Below are 12,462 nucleotides of genomic sequence, written 5' to 3' on the forward strand. Positions count from 1 at the left end.
GCGCGAAGTCCGGTCAGTGCCTGTAGGCGAACGGCTTCTGGCTCTCGTCCAGCGTGCGGTAACGGTCGCGCAGCTTGGTCTGGCGGGTCACCATCGACTGCGTCTCGCCGTCGATGAAAACCGCGCTCGGCGCCGAAGCCACTTCCAGCGGATCGCCGTCCCAGGCCACGACATCGGCCCGCGCGCCGGGCGCCAGAACGCCGAGCCCCGTCATGCCAAAAATCTCGGCCGGCGCCGTCGTCAGGCTTTCCATCGCGGCATCGAACGACATGCCGTTGGCGACGGCATTGCCCGCGATCTGGGTCGCAAGGCGCGCAAGATGGCTGTCATTGTCGAGGTTCACGATCGCCACCGTCACGCCGGCTTCCGACAGTCGCTTTGCGTTCTCGCTGGTCGCGGCCAGCTGCGAGAACGTCGCCGGCAGGTTCGAGAACGCATCGACGATCACCGGAATGTCGAGCGCGGCAAGGCGGTCGGCCACCCGCCAGCCTTCATCCGCGCCGACAATCGCAATCTTCAGCGACGGGTTCTGCTCCTTGAAATCCATGATTGCGTTGAGGTCGCTCGCCCGGCTCGCCTGGAACACGATCAGCTGCTCGCCCTTCACCGCCGGCATAAGCGCCTGCGCGTCCATCCGGGTCAGCACGTTGCCCTCATTGTGGCTCATGTAACGCGCGCCGAACATGCGCACGTCATCGAACGCGCCGCGCAAGGTGGCCCAGGCCGCAGGCCGCGACCCGCCCGACAGCGACGCCCCCGTTTCGCCGAGCACGATGTAGGCGAACGCCCGCGGACGGAATGCGCTGTCTTCCTCGCCCGTCGTGTCGGCGAGGAATCCCTGTCCGCCGAACAGCTTCGTGCGTGCCGAGGGCGCCACGGCGAGCCGGGTGAAGCCGCCGACGCGGGAGACGGCAATCGCCGTGTCATCCGGATTGAACCCATCCGCCGCATTCAGTGCGGCCGAGAATTCGGACTTCGGGGCGCCGGTATCGTTCGCATCGTCCACGCCGCTGACTTCGGCAAGGCCGGTGCGCGAGAAGGCCGAGATCAGGCCGGGCGTCACCCATTTGGCGCGCACTTCCGTGGCGCCGGCCGGCACACCTGCGCCGGCGGGCCCAACCGAAACGATGCGGCCATTGTTGATGACGACGACACCGTTGGTGATCGTGCCCTGGCTGGTGCCGGTCCAGACGGTGTCGCCATAAATCGCTACCGGTTCGGCGGCGGCGGTGTGGGACGCAGCGAGCGCGGCAAGGCTGAGAAGCAGGCGGCGGATCATTTACGGTCTCCTTCTCCGGGCTGGCCAAGTTCGAAATCCATCACCGGGCGGCTCGCCGGCACATCGCGGTCGAACATCAGCGCGCCGTCGATGTAGACCTTTTCGGCTTTCGCATACGTGCTGAACGGATTAGCGGACCAGACCACCACATCGGCCATCTTGCCGGGCTCGAGGCTGCCCGTCTTGTCGTCGATGCCGAGCGACCGCGCCGGGTTCAACGATAGCCATTGCCACGCCTCCTCGATCGGAATGTCGATGCCGATGCGCTTGCCGTCCGCCCAGGCCTTTGCGGCCTCCTGGTTCAGGCGCTGGATGCCCACTTCGCTGTCCGAGTGGACGATCGCGCAGGCGCCGGCATTGTGGACCAGCGGTATGTTCTCCGGGATGCCGTCATAGGCCTCCATCTTGAAGCCGTACCAATCCGCCCACATCGACGAACACGCACCGTACTCCGCCAGCTTGTCGGCGATCTTGTAGCTCTCGACGGCATGGTGGAAGGCGGTGACCTTGTAGCCGAACTCCTTCGAGATATCCATGATCTGGGCCATCTCGTCGGCGCGGTAGCAGTGCATGTGGACGAGGATGTCGCCATCCAGCACACCGGCCAGCGTTTCCAGCTCAAGGTCGCGCTTCGGCGGTTCGCCGCCACCGTTGCGCGCCTTGTCGCGCTGCTTCTTGTAGTCGGTCGCCTTGATCCAGGCATCGCGATAGCCCGCAACGTTGCCCATTCGCGAGTAAGGCGCGCCGCCGGGTGAACCCTTGCCATAGCCATAGACGCGCTTCGGGTTCTCGCCGCACGCCATCTTCAGCGTGTAGGGCGCGCCGGGAAACTTCATGCCCTGCACCGTGCGCGAGGGTACGTTCTTGAGCGTCACGCCGCGCCCACCGAACAGGTTCGCACTGCCCGGCAGGATCTGCAGCGAGGTGATGCCGCCCGCCAGAGCGCGCGTGAAGCCCGGATCCTGCGGCCAGACCGAATGCTCGACCCAGACTTCCGCCGTGACCGGCGCAGAGATCTCGTTTCCGTCCGCCTGCGAATCAACGCCCGGCGAGGGATAGGCCCCGAGGTGGCTGTGATTGTCGATGATGCCCGGCGTAACCCACTTGCCGCTGGCATTCAGCGTCGCGGCGCCTTCCGGCGCTTTCAGGTCGGTGCCGACTGCCGTGATCTTGCCGCCTTCAATCAGCACCGAGCCATTCTCGATCAGCCCGCCCGCGCCATCGAGCACGGTCGCGTTGGTGATGAACAATGTTTCCGACGGATACGCCTTGTAAGTCGACGGGAAGGCTTCGGCGGCCGGCTCGGCATCAGCCTTTTTGCTGTCGCGGCTGCCCGGCGCTTCACACGCCACGAGCGCCAGGCTGGCCAGGGCGGCCAGGCACAGAATTCGGATTTGCATTTCAGCCCCGCAAGTTTTCAAACTCGCATGTGTGCGGCGTTTTGCGGGAATGGCAAGGGGCGCGCCGCGATCAGTCTGCGTCGGCGGCGTGTCCTGAAACCGGTGTGGCGGAAACACCGCGCTTGTGCAGCGCCGTCACCAGGTCTGCGAGCTTTTCGTGGGTGCGGGCATAACAGGCCGCGCCGTGATCGCTGCGCCGTTTCAGGCGGCTAGCAGGCGAACCTTCGCGGCGCGCGCCGGCGGCGTCCCAGGCCTTGCGCTGCGCCGTCAGCCACCAGCCCCGCGCGCCGCTCGCGGTGATGTCGACGCTGTAAAGCGTGCGGCCGGAATTGGTGAAATACTTCTTGTAGTGATCATGCCCTTCGGCGAGATCGTAGCTCGAAAGTCCCATGGCCGCGAGATTTTCGATCACCTGTTTCTGGAAGATGTTTCCGGGTGAATAGGCCGCGAAGTCGGGATTGTAGGCGGCGATCCACGGATGAAAGGCGGCCCCTTCGCGAAATCCGAAGTCGGCGCTTACCAGCGTATCGCCAGTCCAGAGGCTGGCCTGAAATCCCGCCGGGCTTTGCTCGACGCTGTCCAGCACTGCCCGCGCCCGCGCCGCCGTCGTGAGATCGACGAGGCCGCTCGCGCGGTACTGCACAGACTTGTACGCATACAGCTGATCGCGCAGCGCCGCGTCGAGGTGGCCCCACTTCAGCACCGGCGCATGGCCTTCGCGGCGCATCAGGCTTTCAAGCCGGCGGAAATTCTTGAACCGCTTCGGATATTCAGCCCGGCGCGCCTCGAGGTAATCAGCCGGCGAGTTCTCAAGACGAACGAGTCGCGAGCTTGTGCCCCCGGTGCGTTCGCCTTCAAACCTGTTCCATGGATCGAGCATCGCCTGGGTGCGGTAGCCCCCGAGGCCTGCCAGCGCGATGATCTGCGAAAGGCTCAGCGCACAGTCGCGGCGCACGACCGGCCCGGCATAATCGCAAAACGGCGCGCCAAGCGGCCGGCCAAGACCGTCGGGGCGTTGATGGAAGGCCAGCACCGCCACAAGCCCGGCGGTGTCCGAAAGCAGCGCAACGCGCGCGTCGGTGCGGCCGGCGCCCACCGTTTTCGCGAAGGCCGGTGACAGCAACGGCGTATCATAGTCGGGATGCGCCGCGCGCAGCGCGTTCCAGGCCGCCTCATCAGACGGGGTCAAGGCGTGGGGCGCCACCACCCGGGCTTCGAAGCTCGCAAATTCTGATGCCGTGTGCGACATGGCTGCCTCGCGCGTCTGTCCTCGGAACAGGGCATGCAGGGTCAATGCCATGCTGGGTCTGCGCAGGGCTTGCGTGGTTAACCCTGGCGGTCAGGCCTGGTCTGCAAAGACACGCTTCTCGCGGCCGAACACGCTTTTCATCAGCCAGTTCGGGGCCATGCGCTCGACGCGCGGATGGCGTGCGAGCACTCCCTCCATCCAGCGACGGCCCCAGACGGCGTTGCGGCCGAGCAGGACAACGCCCACAATCCCCATCGGCAGGCCGACCGGAATGAAAGGCGTTGCAAAGGCCACCGGCACGGCCAGGATGATCAGCCCTAGACCCACCAGGGCCAGCGCCTGGCGCACAGCCACATTCACGCCTTGGCGAAAGACGTGGATCGGCATGGGCGGGGCGAAGGCGGGTTCGGGCGGCAAGGGTCTCTGATCGTCGGGCATGGCGGGTGATATGGGCGCTCTTTTGTGTTCCACCAGCCTAACGGACAAGATGTGTCGAAAGTCTGGCAACACCGTTGCGCCATTGCTACACCAGCGAGGATTTATGTCGCGTAACTTTCAGAGCCGGAAAAGCTGGGAATGAAGCTTCAGGCCATTCAGGCTCTGCGTGGAATCGCGGCCCTGCTGGTGGTCGTCTACCACGCCCGCGCGCTTGAACTTGCAGGCCTCGCCCGGGTCGGCAGCGCTGAACCCGGCCTCATCGGCGGCCTGTTCGCCAGCGGCTTTGCCGGGGTCGACCTGTTCTTCGTGATCTCCGGCTTCATCATGGTCTGGGTCACCCGCAATGGCGCCAGCGGGCCGCTGGCCAGCGCCGACTTCATGTTCGCCCGCGTGACCCGGATTTATCCGGTCTGGTGGGCCGCCGCCGCGCTTGGCCTGCTTTACATGGTGCTGACCGGCGGCGTCGCCCTGATCGATTCCAGCGGTTCGGCGATCAAGGCCAGTGCGCCCGAGTTCCAGTACATCCTCAAATCCTTCCTTCTGGTGCCGCAGGCCGACTACCCTGTGCTGCTGATCGGGTGGACGCTGATCCACGAAGTCTACTTCTATGTCGTGTTCGCCTTGATCCTGTTGCTGCCGCAACGCTTCATGCCCTACGCGCTGCTGGTCTGGGGCATCGCCATCACCGGCGCCTCGCTCGCCGGGATGCCGGCGCCGATCGCGCACAACCTGGTGACGCTGGCCGTGCATCCGATGACGATGGAATTCATCTTCGGCGCCGGTGTCGGCATCATGGTGACGTCCGGCTTCATCTGGCGGGCCGGCGTGGTCACGCTGGTTGCCACGCTCTGGCTGCTCGCCGCGCTCGGCCTCCAGCCGGACCCAACAGCTTACACATTGCAATGGGGCCGCGTGCTCGAAATCGGCCTGCCCTGCGCGCTGCTGCTCTACGGCGTGGCCGGCCTCGATGCGGCCGGCCGGCTGGCCTGGCTGGTGCCGGCCTTCGTGGGCGCCGCCGTGATGGTGGCGGTCGTCCAGCAATTCGGCCTCGTCCCGCAGTCACCACCGGCCGGCAAGCGCGGCGCCGTCATCCTCGGCGTCCTCGTCGGCGCCGTCGCCATGTTGGCCGTGCTTTGGACGGGGTGGTTGCTCGGCCAGTCGCGCCCGGGATGGCTGCATGCCATGGCGCCGCTGTGGCGTGCGCTCTTCGGCGCGATCGCCCGCACGGGCGACTGGTCCTACTCGATCTACCTGTTCCACCTCTTCGCCCTCGGCATCCTGCAGCGCCTGATGGCGCGCACGCCGGAAGACAGCAGCTGGGCGCCGCTCCTGCGCCTCGGCGCGCCCGGTATTGCCGACAACATCCTCTTCCTCGCCGGCGGCACGCTCGCCGCCATCGCCGCCGGATGGCTCGGCTACATGCTGGTCGAGCGTCCCGCCGTGTTCGTCTTCGGCTGGCTGCGGCAGAAACTGTTCCCCCTCAGCCGCTGACCCCGCCTACTCGGCGGCGATCTTCTCCGGCGACGGCGCCGTCCACTTCAGAACCGGCTTACGCGCCGCGCGCGTCTCGTCGAGGCGTTTTGCCGGGGCGAGATACGGCGCACCTTTAAGCGTCTCATCGCCCTGCGCGGCCCGGCGCGCGATAGACTCCAGCGCGTCGCAGAAGCGGTCGAGTTCTGCTTTGGATTCGGTCTCGGTCGGCTCGATCAGCATCGCACCGTGCACCACGAGCGGGAAATACATCGTCATCGGATGGTAGCCCTCATCGATCAGCGCCTTGGCGATGTCGATCGTCTCGATGCCGTCGGCCGTGAACGCGTCCGAGAACAGCGCTTCATGCATGCAGAAGCCGTCAAAGGCCGGCGTCATCACATGCTTCAGGCGTGCCTGGATATAGTTCGCATTCAGCACCGCATCCTCGGCGACCTGTTTCAGGCCGTCCGCGCCGTGACTCAGCATATAGGTCAGTGCCCGGACGAACATGCCCATCTGGCCATGGAACGCGACCATCCGGCCGAAGCTGTCTTTTGCGGCGCCGTCGACATGCTCGACAAGGCGGTAAAGCCCGTCGTCTTCCTTGACGACGAACGGCACCGGCGCGAAAGGCGCCAGCGCATCGGAGAACACGGTCGGGCCGGAACCCGGCCCGCCGCCGCCATGCGGGGTCGAGAAGGTCTTGTGCAGGTTGATGTGCATCGCATCGACGCCGAGATCACCCGGACGCACCCGCCCGACGATGGCGTTGAAGTTCGCGCCGTCGCAATAGAAATAGCCGCCCGCCTTGTGGATCAGGTCGGCGATCTCCTTGATGTCGGTCTCGAACAACCCGCAGGTGTTCGGGTTGGTCAGCATGATGCCGGCGATATCGGCGCTGTCCTGCAGCTTCGCCTTGAGGTCGTCCATATCGACCCGGCCGCGCTTGTTGGCCTTGATCTCGTCGACGGTGAACCCGCACTGGGCCGCTGTCGCCGGGTTTGTTCCGTGTGCGGACTCAGGCACCAGCATGCGCTTGCGCATATTGCCCTCGCCGCGCGCGATCAGCGCCTGGCGGATGGCCAGCAGGCCGCACAGCTCGCCATGGGCGCCGGCTTTCGGGCTCATTGCGACCGCCGGCATGTTGGTCAGCGTCTTGAGCCATGTCGCCAGCTCGTCGATCAGTTCCAGCGCGCCCTGCACCGTTGCCTGTGGCTGAAGCGGATGGATGTCGCCGAAACCCGGCAGGCGCGCCATCTTCTCGTTGAGGCGCGGGTTGTGCTTCATCGTGCAGCTGCCCAGCGGGAACAGGCCAAGGTCGATGGCATAGTTGCGCTGCGAGAGACGCATATAGTGGCGCACCGCCTGCGGCTCCGAAAGTCCCGCGAGACCCGTGTCCGCCTTGCGCGCCACGCCGCCAAGCCGGTTCTTCAGGCCCTTCGGCTTCGGCAGATCAACGCCGGTCGTCTCAGGCGTCCCGATCTCGAACAGCAGGTCTTCGGCCTGCAGCAGTCCGCGCGAACCGGAGATGGTGTCGATCACCGGCGTGGAAACCGAAGACGGCGCCGTCGGGCGGCCTTGCGTGTTCATGCTCATCAGATGATCTCCTTCAGGGCCGCGGCATAGGCCGCGATATCGTCCGCCGTCGTGCATTCGGTGGCGGCGCACAGGATGACGTCGCCCATGTGACCGTCCGGGAACAGGCGGCTGGCGCGCACGCCGCCGACCACACCGCGCTCATCCAGCATCGCCAGCACGGCTTCGGCGTCCATCGGTGTACGGATCGCAAACTCGTTGAAGAAGCGCGGCGTCAGCACCTCGACGCCTTTCACCTTGCCCAGCGTATCGGCAAGCTCGATAGCCGCTTCATGGTTCAGCTCCGCCAGCTGCTTCAGCCCCTTGCCGCCCAGCAACGTCATGTGCGCCGTGAAGGCCAGCGCGCAGAGGCCGGAGTTCGTACAGATGTTCGAGGTCGCCTTGTCGCGGCGGATGTGCTGCTCGCGCGTCGACAGCGTCAGCACGAAACCGCGGTTGCCCGCCGCATCGACCGTCTCGCCGCACAGCCGTCCCGGCATTTGGCGCACCAGCTTGTCCTTGCACGCGAAGAGGCCGACATACGGCCCGCCGAAATTCAGCCCGTTGCCGATCGACTGGCCTTCGCCCGCCGCAATGTCCGCGCCCATCTCGCCGGGCGGCATGACGAGGCCAAGGCTGACGGCTTCCGTGAACACCGACACCAGCAGCGCGCCCTTGTCGTGCGCGGCCGCAGCCACACCGGAAAGGTCCGTGACCGTACCAAACACGTTCGGGCTCTGGCCGATCACGCAGGCCGTCTCGCCATCGGCCGCATCCGCGAGCGCGCCCTCGCCATCGATCGCCACCGGCAGCTGCACAACCGTCAGCCCCTGCGCCTCGCACAGCAGGCGCGTCGCCGCCGCATAGTGAGGATGCAGCCCGCCCGACAGGATCACCTTCCTGCGGCGCGTCACGCGCGCCGCCATCACGGCGGCCTCTGCGCACGCGGTCGAGCCGTCATACATCGAGGCGTTGGCGACATCCATCGCGGTCAGCGCCGCCACCTGCGTCTGGAACTCGAACAATGTCTGCAACGTGCCCTGCGCGATTTCCGGCTGGTACGGCGTATAGGTCGTCAGGAATTCCGAGCGCTGGATGATCATGTCGACCGAGGCCGGCACATGGTGCTTGTAGGCCCCTGCGCCGACAAAGAACGGACCTGACGAGGCCGAGCGATTCTTCGCCGCCAGCTTCATCATGTGCCGCTCGACCGCCAGCTCCCCCTGATGGTCCGGCAGGCCCGGCACCTTGCCCTTCAGGCGGGCGCTTTTCGGAACATCCGTGTAGAAATCATCGGCGGACTTCGCGCCGATGGTTGCCAGCATGGATTTGCGGTCGTCGTCAGTCAGGGGAAGGTAGCGCATGTCGGTCCCGGTGGATCAGAGGGTCTTGCAGAAGGCGTCGTAGGCGTCCTCGTCCATCAGGCCGGCGATCTGGGCGCCGTCCTTGATCTCGAGCACGCAGAACCAGCCGCTCTCGCGCGGCGATTCGTTCACCGTTTCCGGCTTCTCGTTCAGCACGGCGTTCACCTCGATCACCTTGCCGCTGATCGGGGCGTAAACATCGGAGGCAGCCTTCACGCTCTCGACAACGGCCATGTCGTCGCCCTGCTTGAATTCCTTGCCGACGTCCGGCAGTTCGACGAACACGATGTCGCCAAGCGCGTTCTCGGCATAGTGCGTGATGCCGACCGTCGCGAGGTCGTTATGCACCGTCACCCATTCATGGTCCTTGGTATAGAAGGTTGTGGGCTGGGTATAACGCGTCATGGAGCGCTCCTATCGCTTGTATCTGTTCGGAATGAAGGGAAGGTCTGCAATCTCGGCCGGGCGTGCCTTGCCGCGCACCATCAGGTCGATCTTCGTGCCGGGCGCCGCATGCGCCGCATCGATATAGCCCATCGCCACCGGGTGATCGACGCTCGGGCCGAAGCCGCCGGACGTGACCGTGCCGATGATATTGTCGCCGTAGAAAACTTCCGTGCCCTCGCGCGCCGGCGCCCGCTCCAGCGGACGGATCCCGACGCGGCGGCGGGCCGGCTTGTCGCGGATCTCGGCGAGGATACGCTCCGCACCCGGAAAGTCCGCCGCCTCGCGCCGGCGCTTCTGGATCACCCAGCTGAGGTCCGCCTCGACCGGCGAAATCTCCGGGGACAGGTCATGCCCGTAGAGGCAGAGGCCTGCTTCCAGTCGCAGCGAATCCCGCGCGCCAAGCCCGATCGGGCGCACGCACGGATCGTCCAGCAGCACGCGCACAAGTTCGGCGCCGGCCTTCGCGCCCGCCAGCACTTCAAAGCCATCCTCGCCGGTATAACCGCAGCGCGACACGGTGCACGGCTCGCCATAGAGTTCGAGACGCCGGCTCTCCATGAATTTCAGCGCGCCGCATTCCGGGAAATGCGCAGCCAGCACCTTCTCCGCCTTCGGACCCTGCAGCGCGAACAGCACGCCGTCATCGGCGCGCGTCAGCACGGCCTTTCCGGCGAAAGCGCGCTCAAAGATGCCCCAGTCCTGTTCCTTCATCGCGCCGTTGACGACAATATAGAGTTCGCCCTGCCGGTCGGCCTCGAACGGGCGCGTGATGATCAGGTCGTCGAGGATGCCGCCCTTGTCATTCAGCAGCACGGTGAGGCGCGCCTGGCCGGGCTTCAGATTGCGAATGTCCGACGGCACCAGCGTCTCGACCAGCGCCGCGATCTCCTCATGCGCGGCAGGATCGCTGCGCACGCCGGAGGCCAGCGTCAGGAAACACGGCCCCATGTGGCTCACGTCGAACAGACCCGCCTCGCTGCGCGTCCAGAGGTGCTCGTCCTTCACGCCCGTCGGGAATTGCACAGGCATTTCATAGCCGGCGAATTCCACAAGCTTGCCGCCATATTCGACATGCAGGTCGTAGAGCGCGGTGCGCTTCAGGTTTTCTGCGGGGGTGTCTGCCATGGCGCCATCCTGGAAAGCAGACGGTCCTCGGCTCTCGCCGCAAGCCCGTCGCCCCCGCTGTCCTTGGCGCCTGAGAGATTCCGCCGGAATACGCCCGGCTTGCTCCTTCGGCGAAGCGCCCGAAGCGCCTCTTTCCAGCGTGTTGATCTTCTTCCGGCCCTTTTGCCTGAGCGATTCCGGGGCGGTTGCGCCTTCGGCGGCGGCCACCGAATGCCGCTCTCTCCCGGAAGAAGATACCTTGGCGGTCAGCTAGCCCGGATTCTGCGGCGCGGCAAGGGCGCCGCCTGCTCAGCCGGGCTCGGCCGCGCGCTGTGCATAAGATGTGAGCGTTGCCATCGCGGCCCGCCACGGATGCGGGCCATAGCTGATCCGGCGAACGCCTGCCTCGGCAAGCGCACCGAAGCCCGACGCGTCCGGCCCCAGCATCACGTTCACCGGCAGCGGCGAAGCCGCGCAGACCTGCCGGATCAGGCTCATATCCTTGAGACCCGGCACGAAGAAGCTGCTCGCCCCGGCTTCGGCATAGGCGGCCCCGCGGGCGATCACATCGGCAATCACGGACGCATGCGTCTCCGGCTTCGCCTGCAGGCAGATGTCGGTGCGCGCATTGATCCAGAAACCCGGCAACACACTGTCCGCCGCCGCCCGCGCTGCGCGAAGGCGCGCTGCGGCTTGCTCAACAGGACGTATGCCCTCGCCGTCCTTCGCCGGATATCCGTCCTCGAGGTTCATACCCACCGCGCCGGTCGCCGCCAGCCGGCGCACATTCTCCGACAGCACCGTCTCGCTCCCAGCGTACCCCGCCTCGAAATCCACCGACAAGGGCAGGTCCACCGAGGCCGCAATCTGCGCGGAATGGGCAAGCACGACCTCCAGCGGCACCGCTTCCTTGTCGCCGTAGCCGAGCGCGCCGCCGACAGACGCGCTGCCGGTCGCGAGCGCCGCACCGCCCGCCGCTGCGACCGTGCGGGCCGACCCGGCATCCCAGATATTGACGAGCACCAGCGGGCGCTCACCGCGGTGAAGCCGGCTGAACAAGACAAGTTTTTCCGTCTGGCTGGGCATGTGACGCTCCTTCAATGTGCATCCCTTTGAGCTAACGCACCTGCCGGTCGGCCGCGACCCGATTCTTGCGCGCGGCGGACGTGCAATCGCGTTCGCCTCAAACCGCCCCGCGCGCCAGCCGCAGCTCGATCCGCTTCAGCTCGCGCAGCACCGCCAGGTGGTTCATGCGCATCCAGAACCAGATCTTCAGCATCGATACGGCGAGCATCGCGAACATGAAAACCGCGAGCCAGACGACCATCAGGCGTGGCTCAGTCGCCGCGTACATCTGGAAGCCTGCCCAGACAGCAATGCCGAAAAAGGCGAACGAAAGCACGAAGGCAAAGCCGGTCCACAGCTTCATCGGCCCGGAAAAGGTTGAGCCAAGCTGGCCGAACAGGCTCTCGCCCTCTTCCAGATTGCGCAGGAAAGCTTCGTCCTCGGCGGTCAGGCTGTCTTTCAGCCGGGATTCAAAGTTGGTCATGTCAGGTCTCCTTCCAGAAGGTCCTTCAGGTGTTGGCGCGCATGGAATATGCGCGATTTGGCCGTGCCCACGGGAACGCCCGTGGCGACGGCGGTTTCTGCAAGGGTCAGCCCCTCGCTGAAATACAGGATGGCGGCGATCCGGTGCTCGGCGCTCAGCTTGCCGAGCGCTTCAAGCAGGGCATGGCGCAGCGGCGCACGGTCGGCGCCGGCAGGCTCGGGCGCGCTATCGGCCGCCACGAAACGCCGGCGATCGCTGCCTGCGCGGCGGATGCGGTCGGCGCATTTGCGGCTGAGGATGCCATAGGCCCAGGCGGGAAACATCGCAGGGTCCGACAGGCGCAGCCAGCCCCGGCAGATACCGCCCCAGGCCTCCTGCACCGCCTCGCGCGCCTCCTCGCCGTCGCCCAGCATCCGCCGGGCCGCCCGCATCAGGCGCGGCTGCCACCGCGCCGCCAGGCGCTCGGCCGCCCGCTCGTCCCCGCCGCGCACCAGCGTGACCAGCAGTTCGTCATACACCCTGTCGGGATTGCTGAACGCCATGCCGCGACCTGCCTTTCAAAGGTATAGTCGCGCGCCGGGCCG

12 protein-coding genes and 1 riboswitch are annotated in these 12,462 nt (G+C 66.2%); of the genes, 1 reads left to right on the forward strand and 11 read right to left on the reverse strand.

Annotated elements, in window-relative coordinates:
• Nucleotides 1–13: 13 nt before the first annotated feature.
• The 4 genes from IPK75_01100 to IPK75_01115 all read right to left on the reverse strand — a co-directional run bounded on the left by IPK75_01100 (nt 14) and on the right by IPK75_01115 (nt 4,366).
• Entirely contained in the window at nt 14–1,279 is a 1,266-nt protein-coding gene (locus tag IPK75_01100; GenBank protein MBK8196935.1) for an amidohydrolase family protein, read from the reverse strand.
• Nucleotides 1,276–2,679, reverse strand: a complete 1,404-nt coding sequence (locus IPK75_01105) for an amidohydrolase (protein MBK8196936.1) — start codon at nt 2,677–2,679, stop codon at nt 1,276–1,278. Before IPK75_01105 ends, IPK75_01100 begins: the two co-directional genes overlap by 4 nt.
• Nucleotides 2,680–2,749: 70 nt before the next feature.
• Entirely contained in the window at nt 2,750–3,979 is a 1,230-nt protein-coding gene (locus tag IPK75_01110) for a GNAT family N-acetyltransferase (GenBank protein MBK8196937.1), read from the reverse strand.
• Nucleotides 3,980–4,018: 39 nt separating this feature from the next.
• On the reverse strand, nt 4,019–4,366 hold the full coding sequence (locus IPK75_01115) for a hypothetical protein (protein ID MBK8196938.1): 348 nt from the start codon (nt 4,364–4,366) through the stop codon (nt 4,019–4,021).
• Between the two features lie 138 nt (nt 4,367–4,504).
• On the opposite strand from IPK75_01115, the gene IPK75_01120 reads away from it, so the two are divergent.
• Nucleotides 4,505–5,857, forward strand: coding sequence for an acyltransferase (locus tag IPK75_01120; GenBank protein ID MBK8196939.1), 1,353 nt, complete (start codon nt 4,505–4,507; stop codon nt 5,855–5,857).
• Nucleotides 5,858–5,863: 6 nt separating this feature from the next.
• Here the strand turns inward: IPK75_01120 and gcvPB are convergent, their stop codons facing one another.
• The 7 genes from gcvPB to IPK75_01155 form a co-directional block, all read right to left on the reverse strand.
• Nucleotides 5,864–7,435 (reverse strand): aminomethyl-transferring glycine dehydrogenase subunit GcvPB, encoded by a 1,572-nt coding sequence (gcvPB, locus tag IPK75_01125; protein ID MBK8196940.1) that lies wholly within the window; start codon nt 7,433–7,435, stop codon nt 5,864–5,866.
• A complete protein-coding gene (gene gcvPA / locus IPK75_01130) occupies nt 7,435–8,778 on the reverse strand; it encodes an aminomethyl-transferring glycine dehydrogenase subunit GcvPA (protein ID MBK8196941.1) in 1,344 nt (447 codons plus the stop codon). Before gcvPA ends, gcvPB begins: the two co-directional genes overlap by 1 nt.
• Before the next feature lie 15 nt (nt 8,779–8,793).
• The gene (gene gcvH / locus IPK75_01135; GenBank protein ID MBK8196942.1) at nt 8,794–9,183 is read right to left on the reverse strand and encodes a glycine cleavage system protein GcvH; all 390 of its coding nucleotides are present in this window, start codon (nt 9,181–9,183) and stop codon (nt 8,794–8,796) included.
• 9 nt (nt 9,184–9,192) lie between these two features.
• Complete coding sequence (gcvT, locus tag IPK75_01140) at nt 9,193–10,350, reverse strand: glycine cleavage system aminomethyltransferase GcvT (GenBank protein MBK8196943.1); 1,158 nt, start codon at nt 10,348–10,350, stop codon at nt 9,193–9,195.
• A 144-nt stretch (nt 10,351–10,494) separates the two neighbouring features.
• Nucleotides 10,495–10,586: riboswitch (glycine riboswitch) on the reverse strand.
• A 52-nt stretch (nt 10,587–10,638) separates the two neighbouring features.
• Nucleotides 10,639–11,415 (reverse strand): isocitrate lyase/phosphoenolpyruvate mutase family protein, encoded by a 777-nt coding sequence (locus tag IPK75_01145; protein MBK8196944.1) that lies wholly within the window; start codon nt 11,413–11,415, stop codon nt 10,639–10,641.
• 97 nt (nt 11,416–11,512) lie between these two features.
• Nucleotides 11,513–11,878 carry a hypothetical protein gene (locus IPK75_01150; GenBank protein MBK8196945.1) on the reverse strand — a complete coding sequence of 122 codons (366 nt, stop codon included), beginning with the start codon at nt 11,876–11,878 and terminating at the stop codon, nt 11,513–11,515.
• A complete protein-coding gene (locus tag IPK75_01155) occupies nt 11,875–12,420 on the reverse strand; it encodes a sigma-70 family RNA polymerase sigma factor (GenBank protein MBK8196946.1) in 546 nt (181 codons plus the stop codon). Before IPK75_01155 ends, IPK75_01150 begins: the two co-directional genes overlap by 4 nt.
• Nucleotides 12,421–12,462 lie beyond the last annotated feature (42 nt).

The organism is Acidobacteriota bacterium, from assembly GCA_016712445.1.
Classification (GTDB): Bacteria; Pseudomonadota; Alphaproteobacteria; order Caulobacterales; family Hyphomonadaceae; genus Hyphomonas.

Bases quoted from the DNA above. Each gene is read 5' to 3' on its own strand.
- IPK75_01145 (MBK8196944.1), bottom strand. From the start codon at position 11,415: ATGCCCAGCCAGACGGAAAAACTTGTCTTGTTCAGCCGGCTTCACCGC.
- IPK75_01100 (MBK8196935.1), bottom strand. From the start codon at position 1,279: ATGATCCGCCGCCTGCTTCTCAGCCTTGCCGCGCTCGCTGCGTCCCAC.
- IPK75_01150 (MBK8196945.1), bottom strand. From the start codon at position 11,878: ATGACCAACTTTGAATCCCGGCTGAAAGACAGCCTGACCGCCGAGGAC.
- IPK75_01105 (MBK8196936.1), bottom strand. From the start codon at position 2,679: ATGCAAATCCGAATTCTGTGCCTGGCCGCCCTGGCCAGCCTGGCGCTC.
- gcvH (MBK8196942.1), bottom strand. From the start codon at position 9,183: ATGACGCGTTATACCCAGCCCACAACCTTCTATACCAAGGACCATGAA.
- gcvT (MBK8196943.1), bottom strand. From the start codon at position 10,350: ATGGCAGACACCCCCGCAGAAAACCTGAAGCGCACCGCGCTCTACGAC.
- gcvPB (MBK8196940.1), bottom strand. From the start codon at position 7,435: ATGAGCATGAACACGCAAGGCCGCCCGACGGCGCCGTCTTCGGTTTCC.
- IPK75_01110 (MBK8196937.1), bottom strand. From the start codon at position 3,979: ATGGCATTGACCCTGCATGCCCTGTTCCGAGGACAGACGCGCGAGGCA.
- IPK75_01115 (MBK8196938.1), bottom strand. From the start codon at position 4,366: ATGCCCGACGATCAGAGACCCTTGCCGCCCGAACCCGCCTTCGCCCCG.
- IPK75_01155 (MBK8196946.1), bottom strand. From the start codon at position 12,420: ATGGCGTTCAGCAATCCCGACAGGGTGTATGACGAACTGCTGGTCACG.
- IPK75_01120 (MBK8196939.1), top strand. From the start codon at position 4,505: ATGAAGCTTCAGGCCATTCAGGCTCTGCGTGGAATCGCGGCCCTGCTG.
- gcvPA (MBK8196941.1), bottom strand. From the start codon at position 8,778: ATGCGCTACCTTCCCCTGACTGACGACGACCGCAAATCCATGCTGGCA.